General features: G+C 40.6%; 12 protein-coding genes. 5 read left to right on the forward strand and 7 right to left on the reverse strand.

What is annotated here, in order from left to right; translation table 11 throughout:
* Positions 1-3 precede the first annotated feature (3 nt).
* The 6 genes from AC04QZ_RS07350 to AC04QZ_RS07375 form a co-directional block, all read right to left on the reverse strand.
* A complete protein-coding gene (locus AC04QZ_RS07350) occupies positions 4-3,201 on the reverse strand; it encodes a SusC/RagA family TonB-linked outer membrane protein (protein ID WP_478357210.1) in 3,198 nt (1,065 codons plus the stop codon).
* A 21-nt stretch (positions 3,202-3,222) separates the two neighbouring features.
* Entirely contained in the window at positions 3,223-4,245 is a 1,023-nt protein-coding gene (locus AC04QZ_RS07355) for a DUF5007 domain-containing protein (protein ID WP_478357211.1), read from the reverse strand.
* A 12-nt stretch (positions 4,246-4,257) separates the two neighbouring features.
* Positions 4,258-4,890: a hypothetical protein gene (locus AC04QZ_RS07360; RefSeq protein WP_478357212.1), complete on the reverse strand. Its 633-nt coding sequence runs from the start codon at positions 4,888-4,890 to the stop codon at positions 4,258-4,260.
* A 35-nt stretch (positions 4,891-4,925) separates the two neighbouring features.
* Complete coding sequence (locus AC04QZ_RS07365; protein ID WP_478357213.1) at positions 4,926-6,458, reverse strand: RagB/SusD family nutrient uptake outer membrane protein; 1,533 nt, start codon at positions 6,456-6,458, stop codon at positions 4,926-4,928.
* A gap of 13 nt (positions 6,459-6,471) precedes the next feature.
* Positions 6,472-9,513: a SusC/RagA family TonB-linked outer membrane protein gene (locus AC04QZ_RS07370; RefSeq protein ID WP_478357214.1), complete on the reverse strand. Its 3,042-nt coding sequence runs from the start codon at positions 9,511-9,513 to the stop codon at positions 6,472-6,474.
* A gap of 820 nt (positions 9,514-10,333) precedes the next feature.
* A complete protein-coding gene (locus AC04QZ_RS07375; RefSeq protein ID WP_478357215.1) occupies positions 10,334-11,215 on the reverse strand; it encodes a LysR family transcriptional regulator in 882 nt (293 codons plus the stop codon).
* A gap of 91 nt (positions 11,216-11,306) precedes the next feature.
* Between AC04QZ_RS07375 and AC04QZ_RS07380 the strand changes: the two genes are divergently transcribed.
* Both AC04QZ_RS07380 and AC04QZ_RS07385 read left to right on the forward strand, forming a co-directional pair.
* Positions 11,307-12,029 carry a class I SAM-dependent methyltransferase gene (locus AC04QZ_RS07380; protein ID WP_478357216.1) on the forward strand — a complete coding sequence of 241 codons (723 nt, stop codon included), beginning with the start codon at positions 11,307-11,309 and terminating at the stop codon, positions 12,027-12,029.
* Between the two features lie 733 nt (positions 12,030-12,762).
* The gene (locus AC04QZ_RS07385) at positions 12,763-13,233 is read left to right on the forward strand and encodes a CBU_0592 family membrane protein (RefSeq protein ID WP_478357217.1); all 471 of its coding nucleotides are present in this window, start codon (positions 12,763-12,765) and stop codon (positions 13,231-13,233) included.
* Here AC04QZ_RS07385 and AC04QZ_RS07390 read toward each other — a convergent pair.
* The gene (locus tag AC04QZ_RS07390) at positions 13,205-13,828 is read right to left on the reverse strand and encodes a TetR family transcriptional regulator (protein ID WP_478357218.1); all 624 of its coding nucleotides are present in this window, start codon (positions 13,826-13,828) and stop codon (positions 13,205-13,207) included. The two genes, AC04QZ_RS07385 and AC04QZ_RS07390, sit on opposite strands and share 29 nt — an antisense overlap.
* A gap of 194 nt (positions 13,829-14,022) precedes the next feature.
* Here AC04QZ_RS07390 and AC04QZ_RS07395 point away from each other — a divergent pair, with 194 nt between their 5' ends.
* From AC04QZ_RS07395 to AC04QZ_RS07405, 3 genes are read left to right on the forward strand one after another with little or no spacing between them, the layout of a single operon-like run.
* Entirely contained in the window at positions 14,023-17,232 is a 3,210-nt protein-coding gene (locus AC04QZ_RS07395) for a SusC/RagA family TonB-linked outer membrane protein (protein ID WP_478357219.1), read from the forward strand.
* 30 nt (positions 17,233-17,262) lie between these two features.
* Entirely contained in the window at positions 17,263-19,056 is a 1,794-nt protein-coding gene (locus AC04QZ_RS07400) for a RagB/SusD family nutrient uptake outer membrane protein (RefSeq protein WP_478357220.1), read from the forward strand.
* Position 19,057: 1 nt separating this feature from the next.
* A complete protein-coding gene (locus AC04QZ_RS07405) occupies positions 19,058-19,981 on the forward strand; it encodes a metallophosphoesterase family protein (RefSeq protein WP_478357221.1) in 924 nt (307 codons plus the stop codon).
* Positions 19,982-19,992 lie beyond the last annotated feature (11 nt).

Below are 19,992 nucleotides of genomic sequence, written 5' to 3' on the forward strand. Positions count from 1 at the left end.
TGTTTATAATTGAATGTTTAAGCCTAAAGCATATGTTCTCCTCACGGGGTAACCTCCGGAGTTATCTCTGCCCAGTGAACTCACATTTTCGGGGTCGGCGCCCGAATAAAAACTAAATGTGTGGATGTTATTGGCCGTACCATACACCCTTAAACTGGTGATACCTAAACGTTTTGTTAATTCGGGCTTGAAGGTGTAACCCACGGTTACTGTAGCTAGTTTTAAATACGAACCATCTTCCTGAAACAGGGTTTGGTTATACCTGAATGGCAAAAACTGCGTAGACTTATCGGTTGCCGAGTAACTGCCGTACCTTAAATAATCGTAAGGGTTCGGGTAGTTTGCAATATCGCCCGATTGACGCCAGATATTATACTCCGTTATCGGCACTAAGTTGTTTGCTGAAAATGGAGAAGAGAAATTCTGGAAACTTGCCGCCAAAGGATTGTTCAGGATATCACGGTGCCAGGTATAGGCCATAATTACATTGAGCGAAAAGCCTTTGTAAGAGGCATAACTGCTAATACCACCATTAATTAAGGGCTGAGAATTACCTGCTCCCACCATATCTTTAGCATCGAGCACATAATCGCCATTAATATCTGCATAATAAGGATCTCCGGCTTTGAAATACACCGGGGTTGAACCATTAAAGGTGTGGTAACGTGTACCGTTTGCAGGGTTAACCGGAACATCATCATCAGTAGAAAATACCCCTTTAAAATTATACAGGATATTTGTTAACGAATTTCGGCCCAGCCTGTACAATATGGCCTGACCAGTGGCGCCTCCATCTAACAAAAGCTGTCTGGTTGCATCAGGAAGAGCTGTAATTTTCTCTTTATTGTAGGCTCCGTTTATACTAACAGACCAGTTAACTTTGCTGCTGGCTGGTAATGGCCTGAAACTAAGCGCCAGTTCGTAACCATAGTTAACATTGCTTACTTCGTTGGTTTTTAACTTGGTAAAGGCATTATGGGTGGTAATGTTTTTCTCCCATAACTGGTTGTCAACCATTTTATAATAGGTATCGAAATTTAGGGTGATCCTGTTTTTAAACAGATTTAAATCTAAACCTGCATTGTATTGTGTGGTTGTGGTTGGTAATAATTTAATGTTTGGAAGATTGTTAAAATCGACCGCGGTGGTAGGGATACCGTTATAATTGCCATAATAATCGTATGTTCCGTTGGCATCAAATACGTTACCAACCGGCGCAATATTTCTACCCCACGAAAGTCTTAACATACCTACATCAAGCCATTTAGAATCGGCCAGGAAATTTTCTTTATTGAAGTTCCATTTCAAGGCTAGTGATGGATTTTTTGCCCATGGTGCATTAAGGCCCGTGCTCGAGGTTCCATCCAAACGGAATGTAGCTTCAATCAGATATTTGGTTTTGTAGTTGTAAGATAAACTTGCTGCCAGTGAAGCGGCTCTCGAATCAGAATAATTATCCAATACCCCACCACCCGAACTTGCCGAAGCACTACCGAATGGCCCCTGGTACTGATCGTTGGTATACTGATCCTGCTGAATAGCATGCGCCTGGAAATTCCGCACATAAACTTCAGAGAAAACATAAGCACCAATATTATGAACATCTTTTTGAAGCGATTTATTGAAACTAACCATCGCCCTGTTGTAAAGTGTACTCCGCTTATCATTATAAGAATAAACACCTGCAACGTTGTTATTCAAGATGGCCGGGTTAAAGGTTTCTGTTGTGCCCATCGAATAATCGTAACTGGTAATATTGGAAACCGCCAAACCGGTAAGAAACTCATACCTGGCCTCTACACTCGTTTTAATATTGCCGGCTTTGTTGTCGTTATCAACAATTAATGCCCCCAGGGCAGCATTGCTGTTAATTAAATTTGGACCAGGTAATAGTGAAGATGAACCTGCCCCTGAAGCAACACCAGTTTGCAGAATACCGTTACCACTTCCTTTCTGGCTATTGCCCAAGCTACTGGAAAGAATGAGGTTGACATTAAATTTCGGACTCGGTTTGTAGCGGGTATTCATGCTTAGCGAATACCTGGTAAAACCTGTATTCTCCTGTATACCTTTTTCGTCGTAATAACCCAGGTTAATTTTATAGTTAAAAGAGTCATCACCACCGCTTGCATTTACGTTATGCTGCTGGTTATAGGTAGAGCGATAAAAAATACTCTGCCAGTCTGTAGAGTTGTTATAAAAAGCATTTAAACTATCGGCCAGCATGGGGGTATTATCAACACTCTGCCTTGCCGAGTAGATGTTGGCACCATAGGTATAAATTTCCCAAAGTCTTAAATTGCTTTCTGCAGCGCCCCCAATCACCTGACGTAGTTTAGGTGGGGTATTAAAGAAAAAATTGGTAGAATACTGGATAATCGGGGTTTTCGATTTACCTCTTCGGGTATTGATCAAAATTACGCCGTAAGCACCCTGCGCTCCATATAATGCAGTTGCACTTGCATCTTTTAAGAAAAGGATTTCGTCTATATCTTCTGCAGGGATTAATGATAATGGACTAATACCCGGACCATTGCTGGAAAATCCGTACTGATAGTCGGTATTTAAATCAACAGGTACCCCATCAATCACAAACAATGGCGAAGTAGGAGTTAAAAATGCATTATCGCCTGATCCGGTTACACTAATGCCTGATAAACCCCTCATGTTAATGCTGGGTGCTGCACCCGGGCTACCCGTGTTGTTCTGGATGTTTAAGCCGGGTACTTTGGCCTGAAAAAGCTCGGCAACGTTACTCACCGGAACATCCTGTATATCTTTCCCCCTTAACGAAGTAACTGCCCCCATTACGGTTTCTTTGGTTTTTTGACCGTAACCGACCGTAATTTTAACTTCTTCTAAAGTGGTCAGATCTTCAACCATTACGATTTTCAGATCGTTTTTACCGTTTAACTTTACGGTAACATCTTTATAATTGAGGTATTTAAAGGTTAGGGTTGCGTTATCGGGTACGCTTACGGTAAATGTACCATCATCTCTTGTCATTCCTATTGCCCGGGTTGCTGTGCTCGCCATAATGGTTACGGCAGGTATTCCTGAGCCATCTCCCTTATCTACAACCTTGCCCCTCACGCTAATCAGGTTTTGGGCCCATGCTGAACTGCCCAATACCGTTAACGTCATTAACAGCAATAAATTTAATATGTATTTTTTAGCCATATCTGTATAATAAAAACTCATGTTCAACTTATTTTTCTGGTGCTAATCGTTAGTAAACTTGGGGTTATCCTTGTTAAACCAGATCACGATTTCCCAATCCCCCTTTTCGAAAATGGCAAAGTCTAAACCGAGGTTAGCCTCTACCCTAAAGCCTCCAAAACCAATCCGGTCGTACGAAAAAGCTACACGGGCCCTCGACCCTGCAGCATTGGTGTAAGGGGTTGGAATCTGCACCAGGGGAATTGGGTAAGCCACATCGTATTTAACCGATGTTGGAGTCATCTTCATGTTGAAACCATGCACCAGCTTAGTCCAGTTGGTCAGTTTAAATTTTGCAGGGTCAATAGGTTTTAACAGGGTATCTAAAAACTTAAAGGAAAGCGAATTACCCTCGCCTGTTTTATTAAACAATATGGTAACATCGCCAGCGCTTAAAGGCTGACCCGATTTTTCGCCGAAAATGCCTGCTATAGTAGAGGGTGTAATGGTACCTCCGGTATTGGCTCCTGTTAGCGGGTTTATTCTGTTGGGCTCGTAAGGCAATTCCCTTTGTGGTTGTAATACCAGATTATTAAAATACTTACGGCCACCATTATTAGAAACCTCCACATCAAAAACATAACCTGAATCGGGAAGCGCTTTAACAATATTGCTCTTAGCCTCAGCCCACATAATAAATTCTCCAGAGTGTTCGCCTACCTCAAATAAACTGTGTTGCTCTGTGGTGCGTTTATTTTCAATTTCCTGAATAGATTTTTCGCTTCCATCGTAGGCTTTTTTCCATACCAGCACAGGGAAAGGTTTTAAAAGTTCAGGGCTGGTTTGGCCGTCGCCATTGCGCATCGCCACGATTTTGAAAGTTAAGGGCAAGGAAGAACTTTCGATGTTGAAATTATCGCCCATGAGGGTTGTGCGCCCCAGTATAGGCCTGTAGGTGGTTTGTTTAAAACCTGCATCTTTATTAAATGCATCACTATCGCTTGGCAATAATTTTTTGCAGCTAAATATGGCCAGTATGCCAATAGCGACAAAGAATAAGACAAATGATTTATTTTTTGATATCATATCATTCATGATTTATTTATTTAACCTGATTAAGAATTCGCCAAAACCGAATTCGTGAGAAGCAGAAAGCACGTGTATGATTGCATTATTGGTTGCAATATTTACCGCCTGTGTAGTGGCCGACTTCCATTCTTTGGTGTACTGTGAGTTTTTAATATCGCTGTACACAACTCCTTTTGGTCCGCCAAAAACATATCCGCTGGCATTTGAGTTTAACTCCTGCGCATTCATACCGTAATTAAAATGTGTGCTGGTTAAAAATGCACCATCGGCAAAGTGTAAGCTATCGGTGGTTATTTTATTTCTAACAATGTAACGGTCTAGCAAAATCCCCAGCTGGTCTACATCCAGGTTAGAAATGCCCACAGCTTTTTTATTCTGGCTTAACCTTAAATTATTAAGGGCATTTAAGGCAATTGAAAAGTTTCGGTTGGTGAGCGAAAAAAAAGTAATCGCTTTGCTGTTTGTTAAGGTATCTTTTGCCCAGGTAATGCGGTCGCATACTTTTAGTAGCGAATCGTACTTCCCGGTTTGCGCTTTTAGGTAAGCATAGGCATTACCATCGAACACATTTGCCTCATTTTCGTAATTGTATGCCCCGTCATCTTCCTTTTTGCAGGAAAGTATAAACAGTGTTATGGCCATACAGAATGCTATATTTTTAATACTTTTTATCATCATTACCTCCAATATTCGTTTTGTGTAATTTTTGCATTGGTGCTTAGTACCTCTTCATCAATAGGCCAGTATATCCCTCCCTTTTTGATCAGGTCTAAAAACTTTGCATCATTGTTTTTCAGCTTGTTATACCTCACCAAATCGTACCATCTCCAGCCTTCGCCCATTAATTCCCTTCTGCGTTCTGCAAAAATGGCGTCGATCAACCCTGCATTGGTACCTTTGTAAAGACCTATGCCCCTGTTGTTCCGGACAATATCTAAAGCATCAGTAGCATCTTCCATACTGCCTATTGCAGCCAATGACTCTGCATAAAGCAGGGTAATTTCTTCTATCCTGGTAAATATTAAAGCTGAACTGTAAATGGCCAGTGAGCCATCGGTTGAAGCATTTCTAATGCATTTTATTTTGCTGAATACGGTATTAGAAGTTCCGTATCCACTGAAATAATCAGATACGGGTAAACCGGTAAGCGGATCGAACCTAAACCTCAGGTCGTTGGGTTCGTTAAAGATGGACGCAATTACATCATCAGGCATTTTAATCTGTGGTACAGCTTTAGCGATAATGGGTGCAGCCAGCGCCAGATCTTCCATATGGCCTATGGTGCTCATTTCAGTTGTGTTGTAGTTAAAAGGAAAACCTACCAACTGGGCGGCATTATTGCCATAAAACAAGCCATCTACCTTGGTTAAGTTGGTCGTTGTGGTATATACACCTCCGCTTAAGCCAAAATTGGTCATCACAAACTTTGAATACGCTACCGCATCGAGGTATTTTCCCTGCCAGGCAGCAATATGCGCCAGAATTGAATAGGCAGAAATCCGGTTGAATAAAATGCCATCCCAATAAGGCGCTACTTTTCCGTAATAGTTTTGCTGATTGAAACCATTCTCAATTGCACCATAGCGGTAAGGCAGATTATTTACAATGCTTAACAGTTCGTTGGTCGCAAACTGCAGTACAATTTCGCCTGCTACTCTTGGGCGTTCTGTAAAATTACCATCTGTTGAAGCGGTAATCAGGGGAATATCGCCCCATATACGAACCATATAAAAATAAGTAAATGCCCTTAAAGCCTTCATTTGGGCAACATCTACCTTATAGTTTTCTTCGGTATACTGTTTGTCGTTTTTTAAAATCTCTCCCGCACGGTCGATAAAAACTGTACAGCTGTTAATTACGGCATAAAACTTACGCCAGTTGCTCAACGATTTTACAACCGGATATGGCGCGTTTAAATTATTTTCGGTAATGGCTTTTAAATCCAGCCTGGAAGTGGCTTTAAAATCACCCATACGTACATCGCCATATAACCAATGCGCATTATTATCGGCCAGTGCCGCTCTTAACAGGCCATAAGAGCCCAATAATGCGGAGCGTGCATCGGCTAAACTTTTCCAGTTATTGCTTTCATTTACCAGGTGGGTAGAATCGATATCCAGTTTTTTATTACAGGCCGATATAAACAGGGTACTGAACAGCATAAACAAGACTGTGAATATCCTTCTTGATGGTATTACTTTATTATTCATGATCATTTTATGCTTATAAATCAATTTTTAAACCTAGGGTGAATGTTCTCGGCAACGGCAGGCCATAACCTGTATCTTCACCCACATAGTTAACCAGCTCTGGATCACCTCCGGTATAACTTTTCAGGGTATATACATTAAGCGCCGAGGCGTACACATAAATTTTCTTGAAATTTTTGCTGAAGTATTTGAATCTGGAAATGTCGTACCCTAAAGAAACAGACCTTAGTTTTGCATACGATCCGTTTTCAACAAAAATATCCTGATCGGTGCGGTACGATTGAACAGCACTCCATGGGTTATAGATCGGGTAATCGGCAACATCAATTCCTTTTTGCCAAAAGGTAATCTCATTTACAGAGTTGATGTTGTTATTTCCGGTTTTGTTAATGAAATCGAGCTGATTTGCAGCTGATTGATTGATGATACTTCTTTTTAAGGCGAAATAGATGTTGAAATCAAGATTAAAACCTTTGTAACTCAGCGTACTGTTAAAATTTCCCACTATCCTTGGCAAATAACCGCCCATGGCCACTTTATCGTTTTCATCAATTACATAATCGCCATTCTGGTCTTTCCATTTAGGGTCCCCTCCATGGAGTTTCAGTCCTTTGTAGCTCATCATCTGAAAATTGGCCGGGTTTACAGGAACATCAACATCGGTTTGGTAAACACCCTGACTTTGCAGCACCAGAATCTGATCAATCGGTTTTCCAACGGTCAGTTTTTGTGTTCCGATGGTTATTTCCTGAAGGTTGTTCGGCAATGCTTTCAGTGTATTTTTATTGAAAGCAATGTTAAAGTCTGTTGTCCAGCCTAGTTTATTGGCTTTGGCTTTTAATATTTCGGCCGAAACTGCAAGTTCGATTCCTTTGTTATTTACATCCAATCCGCTTTTGTACTCTTTGGTATAGCCCGATTCGGCATTAACCGGCACACCCAAAATCATCCGTTTATTGTTTTTAGAATAGAAGGATAATCTGGTTTGCAACCTGTTGTTAAAAAAGGCGCCATCTACACCAAGATCAAGCTCTTCTACATAAGCCCATGGAATATCATAACCAATCCAACCCGAACTATACGGTCTGGATAAAGTACCAATACCGCCATACGAGCCTACTGATTTATTAGAACTCCAGCCTAAATCGGTTACATACTGAGGACCTGCACCATGCTGATCGGTAATATTAAGGGTACCCAACCGACCATATGAGGCATTCAGGCTTAAACTGCTGAGGATCGATTTTCCGGTTTTAACATATTTTGTAATGTCCCATTTGGTACTCACCGACGGTGAAAAAAACCACCTGTTATTGGCCTGCATATTCGATGTACCATCGGTACGGGCAATCACAGTAGCAAAAAACTCGTTGCTTAAAGTATAATCAAAGCTGCTGTAGAGAGAACTAACATTGATTTTCTGCTTGTCGGTAAACTTTTTGGTATAAAAACCTTCAGGCTGTAAATAATCGCTATGGCTAATGTCGCCATCAACACTATTGATCCTGATGTAATCGCTGGTACCTTTGTAACCTTGCAGGTAATTGTACTTGTTCACATCGAGCGAAAGTGTATGCCCAAACAATGCTTTAAAAACATGGATTTTATTTAGTGTAAAATTGTAAGCCAGCGAGTTATCTACATTTAAACGTTGGTTATAAGCATAAAAATTGGATACATAATTATTCCCGTCCATTAAAGTTGTAGGATAGAATAAATCTCTCATTCCCTCATTGTAATCGAATGATATCCGGGTAATGAAATCGAAACTTTTATACTTTGCATTGGCAGAGAACGAGCCCTGAATTACATTATTGATGTTATTATCGATGGTTTTATTTTCATATTCGCTTAAATAGTTGCCATAAATATTTTTGTTGGGTGCTATCGGACTAATCAGATCGGGTATATATTGCATTTCGGCAAAACGATCTCTTAACGAACGGTTTCTATCCCGGTTTAACCGCGTAGCATTAACCATGGTTGATATGGTAAGCCATTTTAGAGGAAGTACATTAATAAAAAAAGATGCATTGTACCTATTGAGTCGTGTATCGTCGGCATTACCTGCATTAGAAGTGTTACCGGCAAAAAACCTGAAATTAGATCTCGACGTTCCGCCTGTTATACTGGCATTTATGGTGTGTAAGGCCGAATTTTTATAGTAAAGATCGGTCCAGTCTGATCTGCCATAATAATTTTCGTTAGTGGCATCAGCCAGATACGAAGGGTATTTATCAAAATCTTCGGCAGTGGCATATTTATTATAAAAAATACGGCGTAAAAGGCTTTCGTCCCGACCATTGGTGGTGGTTATCTTATTTTTGGTCGCATAGCCGTAATAACTGTTAATAGAAATTTCGCGGTTACCCTGATGGGCATTTTTGGTGGTAATTAATATTGCACCATTTGCAGCGCGTGGGCCATATATAGATAAAGCAGCCAAATTGCTGATCACGTTTATGGATTGAATATTATCGAGATCGATAGAAGACAATAAATTGGTGGCTGGCCCAATTGGGGAGAAATCATACTCCTGGATGGTATAAACAAAGGGATTATCGCCGATTAAGGGAATCCCATTGATAAAAACAGCAGGTTGTGCTTCGGCAATATTGCTTTTCGAAAGCAAAGGCCTGTTTAAGCCCCTTAACAACATCGATTGATCTGCGCTGCCAGGTTCCCCGGTAATTTCCTGTACATATAAGCCCTTCGAATTACTCTTTAATGCTTGCTGTAAAGAAATAAAGGGATAAATACTAACGTTGCTGAGTTTTACGGTATCGACATTTCTCTTCGATACATAACTCACCAACACAACCGAATCGATAGAAACAGGCTGTTTTGCTTTTTTTGTCGTATCCTGAAAATAGCTGTTATTGGAAACGGCTCTAAGGTAATCTGTTTCTTTTCCGTACGACTTAAGGCTAAGTATACCGGTAAACATGATCGATGCCATTAAAAATAAGGCCATCTTTCCTGGTATGTTTTTAAGTGACCAGACCTGGGAAAGCTTTTTAATGTAATGATCCAATTCTTGATTTTTTTCGTTCATTTTAAATAATGTTTGTTGGCTTAACTATTTAAAAACAGCAATACAATCCCATCCAAACCTTTCGGTTTAGGCAAATAAATTCCTACACCATTTTTTATGGCAATGCTTCAGGAAAAGAAATAACAAAGTCTAATGGGGCTGCTCTCCATCAAGATCTGTTGCTCTTTTTCTTTGGGCTGGAAACTGTTTAGCTGTTTTTACCTTTGTAATTTTGGGCCGGGCTTTAATTCGGAATTAAATGTTGACCTGGAAATGAAAAGTATTTGACATGATCAAATTTTAGTGTTACCAGGATCATTTTAGGATAAGGCAGCACATTAAACATTTCGGTTAAAGCTTTAAGGTGTAGCAGTAAGGGGGAACGGAAAAACGCAGCGGAGACACAGCGTTTAATTTGCTCCGGATTAACCTTCAAAAGATCTAGCTTGTGAAGTAGTTGTTTTTTCATCATTGTTGGTTTTGGTTAATTGCTTATAAACATGCTTTAGGTAGACATACTTATAACGTTCTCATATCTTCCTGAAGCCAGGAAGGATACGTGTTTGGTTAAATCAAAACTGGTGTATTATCCGTTAAAAAAGGGTGAAAATTGTTAAAGAAAGGATAGAAAATTAGACACAATCAACTAAATATCAAGCTATTTAGCTTAAAACCTGAGATAGGAATATTTTATGCAAGGTGTTTATATTTAACAGCCGCATCGAATGTAACCGCCACCTATATCATAAAAAGGAGCATGCAACTAACAGTGGCAAATACAGGGGTTTACCCATTAAAGGGTATCGTAAGTATTAGGAGATTCTTTTTTGAATGAATTAATTCAATTTAACTGGGTATAATGTTTAATAAACCAGTTTAAAGCCGGGTTTTTATTCGATTCTTTATAAGCCAGTACCACTTCAGTATTAACGGGAATAGCATCAAATTCAATAAAAGATACTTTCAACTGTGCATATTGCTTTTTTAACGACAAGGGCAAAATAGATACACCCAAACCTGCTTCTACCAATTGTAATATAGAGTGCACATTGTTAGCCTCATGGGTAATGTCGGGGCTAAAGCCCATCCGCTGGCAAATCTCCATCAGTTTCTGGTTATACTGGGGTGCAAAATCTTTATTAAAGAAGATAAACGGACTTTTCTTCAAGAAATCGGCGAGTCCGTTTTTTGCATCAATTTTTTGATCTGTTAAAGGAATAACCACTACAAAGGGATCAAAAAATAAAGATTCTACTTTTAATTTTTCCGATAAAACCGGAGCTCTTAAAATTCCCACATCTAAACCACCATGTTCTAACTCTTTAATTTGGGCGAGTGTAGGCACTTCGAATAAACTTGTTTTTAGGTAAGGAAATTCCTGGTGCATCAATTTTAAAATTTCGGCAAGCTGCGATTGATAAACCGAACTGATATAACCAATCTTTAATTCGCCGCTAACGCCCCCATGAATCTTACGAACTACCTCTTTACTTTCTTCCAGTTTGGCAAACATGGCATCTACTTCAACCTTAAAATACTTGCCTGCATTGGTTAATGCAACCCGCTTATTACTCCGAACAAACAACTGTACACCAAGTTCTTCTTCAAGCTCTTTAATCTGCCTGCTCAAAGGAGGTTGCGAGATAAAAAGTTTGCTTGCTGCTTTGGTAAAATGAAGTTCTTCCGCAACAGTTTTAAAATACAACAGATGTCTGAGTTCCATATTAATAATACCTTATAAGTATCGTTTTATGCTAAAATTGATATTTTACAAATATGATTAACTGCACTAACTTTACAAAAAAAATAAAACAATGAATAAAGATTTTTCGCACAAGGCAACCAATGAAGAGATTAAAACCAGGTTTGATAACGATGTAGAACGTTTCTCGAACTTAGAGAGCGGACAACAAACCACCATCGATGCACCACTTACCATGGAGCTTTGCACCGGAGCGGCTAAATATATTAATCCTAATGCGAAAGAACTGCTGGATATTGGATGTGGTGCGGGCAATTATACCTTAAAAATGCTCAGTAAAATTCCAAACCTTAACTGTACACTTAACGATTTGAGTTTACCAATGCTGGAACGTGCAAGAGACAGGGTATCGGCACAAACGACCGGAAAAATAACCATCGTGCAGGATGATATGCGCAACCTTGATTTACCCGATAATCATTTCGATATTATACTTGCTGCTGCAACATTTCATCATTTGCGAACCGATGCCGACTGGGAACTCGTTTTTTCTAAAGTTTACCAGGCTTTAAAACCCGGAGGCAGCATCTGGATTTCGGACCTTATTGCACACGATTCGGTATTAATTGATCATCTTTTTAAAGATCAATACGGAGCCTATCTCGAAACCCTTGGTGGTGCTGCATATAAACAGCAGGTATTCGATTATATTGAATATGAAGATACGCCGCGCTCTTTAAACTATCAACTGGCTTTGTTGCAAAAAGTAGGGTTTAGCGTTACCGAGATCTTACACAAAAACTCTTATTTTGCGGCATTTGGTGCAATAAAATAAAGAAAGATTATGATAGGTGATATGCGACCAGTATTACCTATCATCATCACCCGGGTGGATACTCAAACTGATCTGATGCGGTTTACTGCCCTATAATTCATCTTCAGGAACAGCAAATTAAACATCCCTCTTGTAAATAGTCATTCGCTGATTTGATGTGATTTTCTGCCAAGTACCCAGCGGTTACGCATGCACCGGTAACACCTGTAACGTTTCATAGGTAACCAGAAAAACAGGGTTTTCATGATAAATGTCCGTGGAATTCTTTCCAAATCCGATTTATCGCCCTTACCGCAAGGACATATACCTTGAAAATGGTCGTTCCCGGTTGATTCGATTACTGCTGTCATGACACAAAAAATTGAAAACTTATACTAAACACATGGATAAGCAAAAATATAGCGCAAATGTTAATATAAAATAACCTGTTGAATATCAAAACAAGCTTCAGCGCTCTGTATCTGGAAAATTCCGCTGTTATTTCCTGATCTTTCTATAATACCTGGCTATTTTTTAGCATCTTTTTTAAATGTTTTTATACAATCTTCTATTTCCTTCTTCGATCATATTTCCACCCTGGCCTTAACCACCTGCTTAAAACGACCTACTGTAAGCAGCTGGTTTTACTATCGCGAAATTTCACATTCGGAAAAAGTTCTATAATATGACGTTTATTTCTTTCCCTGATTTCGCTTAGTTTGGTAAAAGATATTGACTTTGCATCGCTGTTACAATGTTCAAATCCATATTTACTTTTGTTTCAGTTAAATATACCAGTTTGTGTTTAAAACACACCCTGCTAAATAAAATATATAACTCAATAAACCAATCAAGGTTAGCAGTTTATGCAGGCTATAAAAACCAAAGTGATGTAATTTTTTGCCTGATCACTCCTATAGATGTAACCACATTATTTCATAGCTTTACGAGCAAACAATACAACATGATGAATTTAGTGATGTCAATTATCGGATGGTGTGGAGTGGTATTTTGTACGCTTGGCTATCTTTTCTTAAGCATGAAATTAATCCGTGCTGATTCACTCACTTTTCAGGCCCTCAACATATTGGGTGGTTTGTGTTTAGCCATAACCGCGTTAGACACCCACGATCTGCCAAATGCCGCAGCAAATGTCCTCTGGATGTCTATTGGTTTATATGCCTTGAGCAGGCAGTTTAGCAAGCGGGAGCAGAAGCAGCCTTAAGGGGTGAGATAGAAAGGGCATCGTATGCCTTTTGTTTATAATAAGCCAAACGGTCTAAATAGGCTTTTTTATCGCTTTCCATTGAAAGGTAAAAATAAGCACCATCTACCAGTACAAAAATAAAATCAGCAGCAACCTGTGGGTTCTCCACATTCGTAATCTGCTGTTCATTACATTGTTCAATCATCAGGGCCAGACCATTACGAAGGGCATCTAAAATAAGTTTATACTTCAACTTGATCTTTTTCTCCCTAAATGCCAAAGCATAAAAGGTATAAAACAATCCGTCATCAAAAAGCAGGTTCCACTTTTTAGAAAACAGCATTTCAATCGTGGCTTGTAAATCGGCTAAATTTGCTTTCCCTTTATTCTTTATGGTATAGATCAGTAAATACCGGTCGAGTATGTGGTCGATCAGTTCATAAGTCAGTCCTTCTTTCGTTTCAAAATAATGGATAATCAGGCTTGGGTTAATATCCATCACCTTGGCAATCTTGGCAATAGAGGTATTTTCGTAGCCCTCTTTCTTCGCTACCTGGTAAAATACCTTGATAATTTCCAGTCGTCTTGTCTCTTTTAGGCTTTTGCGTCCCATCGTGCAGTTAATTTAATTAGGCAAACTAATCAAAAGTAGCTGTATTGTGCAAATTTATTTTTTTAAATAGATTGAATGAACATTCAATTAATATATTAATTTAGTCTTAACTTAACCTTAATATGATATGTTCAATTTAGCGCCGCCGAAAAGCACCTATCATTCCAAATCAAACAACTAAATAATTAAGAAAAATGAAAAAAAAGTTACTCTGGATCTTTTCCTTACTGATCCTATCCGCCAGTGGCTTTGCCCAAGGGATCGCCATTAAAGGGGTGGTTTCTGATGCAAAGACGGGCGAGACGCTCCCTGCTGTAAACATTACTGTTAAAGGAACAAACTTACACATCGCCACCAACAGCAGCGGTGTGTACAGCTTAAGCAGCGTAAAACCAGACGCTACGCTTATTTTTTCCTACATCGGCTACAAACAACAGGAAATTGCCGTTGGTGGCAGAACAAAAATTGATGTTTCGCTATCTCCTGACTTTGCCAATCTCGATGAGGTGGTGGTAGTTGGCTTTGGAACCAAGAAAAAAATCAATGTTGCCGGTGCAATTGATCAGATTTCGGGCAAACAGCTCGAATCGAGACCGGTAACCAACGTATTGCAGGGTTTACAGGGTATTAGTCCCGGGTTGAATATCACTTATGCAGGTGGTGCACCGGGCAGTGTACCCAACATCAACATCAGGGGATATACTTCCATTAATGGTGGCTCGCCACTAGTGGTTATTGATGGAATTCCTGCTACCAGCAATGATGATATGTTACGCTTAACCCCGTCTGATATTACTTCGTTTACGGTATTACGAGATGCGGCATCGGCAGCCATTTATGGGGCACGTGCAGCATTTGGCGTAATTCTGATTACCACTAAACAAGGTGCTGCAGGCAATAATGTAATTAGCTACAATACCACGCAATCCTGGGGAAAACCAACCTTATTGCCTAAACCGGTAACCGATCCCTATATTTTTTCGAGGGTTTTGGAAACCTCTACCGATAATACCCCATGGGATTATGTGAATTATAACGATGAATATTATCGCTGGGCAAAAGAAAGGTCAGACAATCCTTCCATAGCCGATACCCGATTAAATCCAACCGATCCTACTAAATGGGCTTACATGGGCAGCAACGATTGGTATAATTACTTTTTCAATAACGCCAGCTTATCTAAAAGCCATACCCTTACCTTTTCAGGTGGTGCTGCCGTAAACGAAAAACCTTTAACCTACTATCTTTCGGCAGATTACAGCCGGGATAACGGACTAAACAAACTTACTGCCGATTATTGGGACCGCTATGGTTTAAGGTCAAAAGTGGGCTTTTCTCCACTTTCCTGGCTTAAAGTAGATAATAACCTGAATATTTATCAAACCAAACGGGCGCTTCCCAACGGGAACATTACCGATCTGTATTACCTCATGCCTACTGATGTGGCTACAAACCCTGATGGCACCTGGGCAAATACGGCCGCTGGTAAATTGGCTGCAAAACTTGTTGATGGCGGAAATAACCTTCAGAATATGTTCGGTTTCCAGAATATTACCAGCGCTACGGCTTTATTTTTAAAAGGCGATCTTCAGTTCAATGCAGATGCATCTTTCAAGCGTGAACTCTGGAAAACACATAACGACAGCAAAAAATACAAAATTGGCTATGGCCCTAATGATATCCGTGAAGAAGGTGGAACAGGTTCAGTAACCGAAAACAATGGTTACCTGTATAACAATGCCTTTAACATATACAGTACTTACAAAAAAACCTTAGGCGATCATTTTTTCAGTGCCATGGTAGGCTTTAACAGCGAAGATTATAGCTATTCTACCGTAAATGCGAGTAAAGATATCCTGATTTCTTCTTCTCTGCCCTATTTATCGCTTACCAGTGGTACGGCAACAGCCAGCGCAGGTTATTCGGCTTATGCAACCAACAGTGCATTTTCGAGATTAAATTACACCTACAAAAACAGGTACATCCTGGAAGCGACCGGGAGGTATGATGGTTCATCGCGTTTCCCGATAGACAGACGCTGGGGATTTTTCCCTTCGGCATCGCTTGCCTGGATAACAAGTGCTGAAGATTTCTTTAAACCATTATTATCTACCGTTTCTTCTTTCAAACTACGTACCTCATACGGTGATCTTGGAAACCAGAATGTGGGCGATTTTGGTTATATCCAATCTCTTGTACCAGGCACTTCAGGCTATTTAATTGGTGGCAATGGACAGAACCAGGTGATTAATGGTGCTCCGGGACTAAGCGTTGATCCTCAAACTTATACATGGGAAAGGGTTTCTACCTTGAATATGGGTACCGATATTGGCCTTTTGAATGATAAACTTTCTTTCACTTTCGATTATTATATCCGCGATACCAAAGGCATGCTTACTGCCGGTCAGGAACTGCCGGGTGTGCTGGGTACAGGTGTGCCACGCCAGAATTCGGCCGATCTGCGCACCAAGGGATGGGAGCTTTCGGTAACCTACAGAGACCGGTTTGATCTCGGTTCGAAACCTTTCAGCTTTGATGCAAAAGTATTCCTGGCCGATTCTAAAGCCAAAATTACCAAGTTCAAAAATGACCAGAACCTGTTTTCAAATTACCGCGAAGGACAGGTTCTTGGAGAAATATGGGGATTACAAAATGATGGCGTTTTCCGCAGTAAAGCAGAAATTGCCGCTTTAGATGAATCTGCACTTATTCCATGGGGTGCCCTTTCTATTGTTGAGGGATGGCCAAAATATATAGATCTCGACGGCAACAAAAAAATAGAAAAAGGACTGAGCTCAAACGATCCAAAGGATTTAAAAATCATTGGAAACAGCTCCGATCGTTATACCATTGGTGCCAACCTGAATATGGATTGGGGCGGTTTCGATCTTGCCGTATTTTTACAAGGCGTATTAAAAAGAGATTTTTACCCTCACCACTATCTTTTCTGGGGACCTTATCAACAGCCCTATGCTAACGTTTATCCATGGAACCTTGATTTTTACCGTGGAGCAGCCGATTCGCCTGAACAAAGAGCCAAACACTCGGCTTCCTATATTGCTGCCGGACTTGCTGATGCCAATACCGACTCGCAGTATCCGGTATTACAATCGTGGCTTGCTGATGCCAATTATGGATCGGGTTTAGATATTCCTCAAACTAAATATCTGTTAAATGGTGCTTACCTGAGGCTCAAAAATGTATCGCTTGGTTATACCCTACCGGTTCAATGGACCAAAAAGTTTCATGTAAACCGTCTTCGTGTATTTGTTACCGGCGAAAACCTTTATGAGTTTTCTTCTATTAAGAAATTCATCGATCCCGAAGCGGTTAACCAGGGGCCAAGTGCCTGGGCATATCCTTATCAACGCAGATATGCTTTCGGTTTAAACCTCGATTTTTAACCTAAGCCCTCACATTTAAATCATTTTAAAATGAAAAAGTATATAATATATATCGTATTTATTGCAGCTGTGGGTATGCTCGCCGCCTGTAAAAAAGCTGGTCTGGACCGTTTTCCACAAACCTCCATCTCTCCTAACCTGTTCTTTAATACCGAAAGTGATCTTTCACTTTATGTAAATGGTTTGCTCTCTCAACCAGACCGCAATACTTATCTAAACGATCAGAGTACCGATAACGTAGCCACTACCGCCGCAGTTGAGGTGAAAAACATGATGGCGGGTAACGCGAATGCCCAGAATATTACCACCGGCTGGAGCTGGAGCAGATTAAGAAACATTAACTACTTTCTGGAGAATTACGGAAAAGCGCAGGTTTCTGCTGCTGTTAAAAATCACTACGCAGGTTTAGCCCGGTATTACCGCGCTGAATTCTATTTAGACAAAGTAAAACGTTTCTCTGATGTACCCTGGTATTCGGGCACCCTGGAGCCAGGTGATGAGGAATTGTACAAAGCCCGTGATCCGAGAACAATGATTGCCGATAGTATCATGGCCGATCTGGATTTTGCCTATAAAAATGTAAGGGAAAGTGTTCCGGTGGGTACCCCGGGAAAATGGGCTGTTGCTACGCTATATGCACGGGCAGCACTTTATGAGGGTACTTATCGCAAATATCACAATGAGCTGAATTTAAGCAGCTCAGCAAATACTTTTTTAGAAACCGCAGCCAGAATTTCCGGAGAGATCGTCGCTGGCAAAAAGTTTAACATTTACAATACCGGAAAACCGGAGCAGGATTATGCCACACTTTTCTCCAGTCAGGATTTAACGGCCAATAACGAAGTGATTTTGGTTAATATCTTTGATCTGAGTAAGAGTAAAAGCCAGAATGTGAACGGGACAGTATTTGGCGATTATGAGCAGGCACCAGCTAAAGACCTCTTGCAAACGTATTTAATGAAAGATGGAAGCAGGTTTACCGATGTTGCCAATTATGCTCAACTGGGTTTTGTGGCAGAATTTAAAAACCGCGATCCGCGAATGTCGCAAACCATGGTTTATCCGGGATGGATCAGGGTACCCGATCCTACGCCCTATATCCAACGCTTAAACAAAAACTTTACCGGCTACCACCAGCTAAAGGGTTATGTAAACAGTACCGATAATGCGATTTTAAACGGTGTAGATTTTCCGGTATACCGCTATGCAGAAGTGCTGTTAACCTATGCGGAAGCGCTTGCTGAATTAGGTACTTTAAGCCAGACACAGCTCGACCAATCGGTAAACCTGCTTCGCAAAAGAGCCGGTCTGCCTGATCTCAATCTGGCAACAGCTAACGCTAATCCCGATCCGGCATTACAATTGCAATATCCAAATGTTACGGCTAATGCAGGTGTTATCCTGGAAATTAGAAGGGAACGCAGGGTAGAATATGCTTTTGAAAACATGCGGTTTGACGATTTAATGCGCTGGAAAGTGGGTAAGCTGCTTACTAAAAGTCCTGAGGGCATGTTTTTCGCCGGACTGGGCAAGTACGACCTTACCGGTGATGGTGTTGATGATATCATTTTAATCGACAGAACAGCAACTATTCCGGGTGAAGATCAGAAAGAAAAGAACTCACTTGGGGTAAAACTTATTTATTACCGCGCTGGATTAATTGGAACAGATGCAACGGTTTATTTAAAGAACGGCAACACCGGGGGGAACATCGTAACAGAAAATGCGACCAGAAACTTTGAGGAACCAAAATTCTATTATCGTCCTGTTCCGCAGCAACAAGTAATCCTGAACCCTAAACTGAAACAAATTTTTGGCTGGTAAGATGGCAGAAATAAAAAGAAGGTCTTTACTAAAGGCCATAGGACTATCAGCTGGCGCTGCATTTTCAGGCACACTCCCTGCCCTGGCTTCGGAAACACTGCTGGAAAAACCAAAAGGCAAAAAACTGGTCCTTACTGTACCGCATATCACTGATGTGCACATCCGTATTGGAGACAATGCCCCTGAGCGGTTTAAAGCCTGTTTAAAACAGATTATCAGCAAACATAAAGTTGATTTCTTCTTAAACGGAGGCGATTCGATCAACGATGCTTCCTACGATAATGTGGTGCGTAACCAGGTAACCGAACAATGGGCTATTTGGGATGACTGCCTTAAAACAATTGATCAATACGAAGTACACAGCTGTATCGGCAACCACGATACCTGGTGGAAGGCGCCAACAAAAGACGATGAAATGTATGGAAAGAACTATGTGGTAAAAAGGCTGAAAATCCCTAAACGTTATTATAGTTTTTCCAAAAAGAACTGGCATTTCATTATCCTTGACGGGAATAACAGTAAAATTTCGCTTGATGATGAGCAATATAACTGGCTTGAGCAGGAATTAAAAAACCTGCCTGCCGGTACGCCTACCCTGCTGATGTCGCACTATCCAATTCTGGGCACTACCCAGGTATTGGTTGGTGGCGGCCATTCGGATTGTAAAAAGCTGAAAGATCTTTTCTACAAACACCGCGATAAGGTAAAAATCTGCCTGAGTGGTCATAATCATCTTTCCGATCAAACCGTTTATAATGGTGTTCGATACTGCTGCAATGGGGCCATGAGTGGTTTTTGGTGGGGCAAGGGCGATGCAGAATCGGCAGGCCCCGGCTATTACCTCGAAACGCCACCCGGATATGCATTACTTAAAATGTATGATGACGGAACAGTTGAAAATGAATACTTCCCACACACTTTCTAATCAAGGACAGA

The sequence above is a fragment of the Pedobacter folensis genome, from assembly GCF_056490665.1.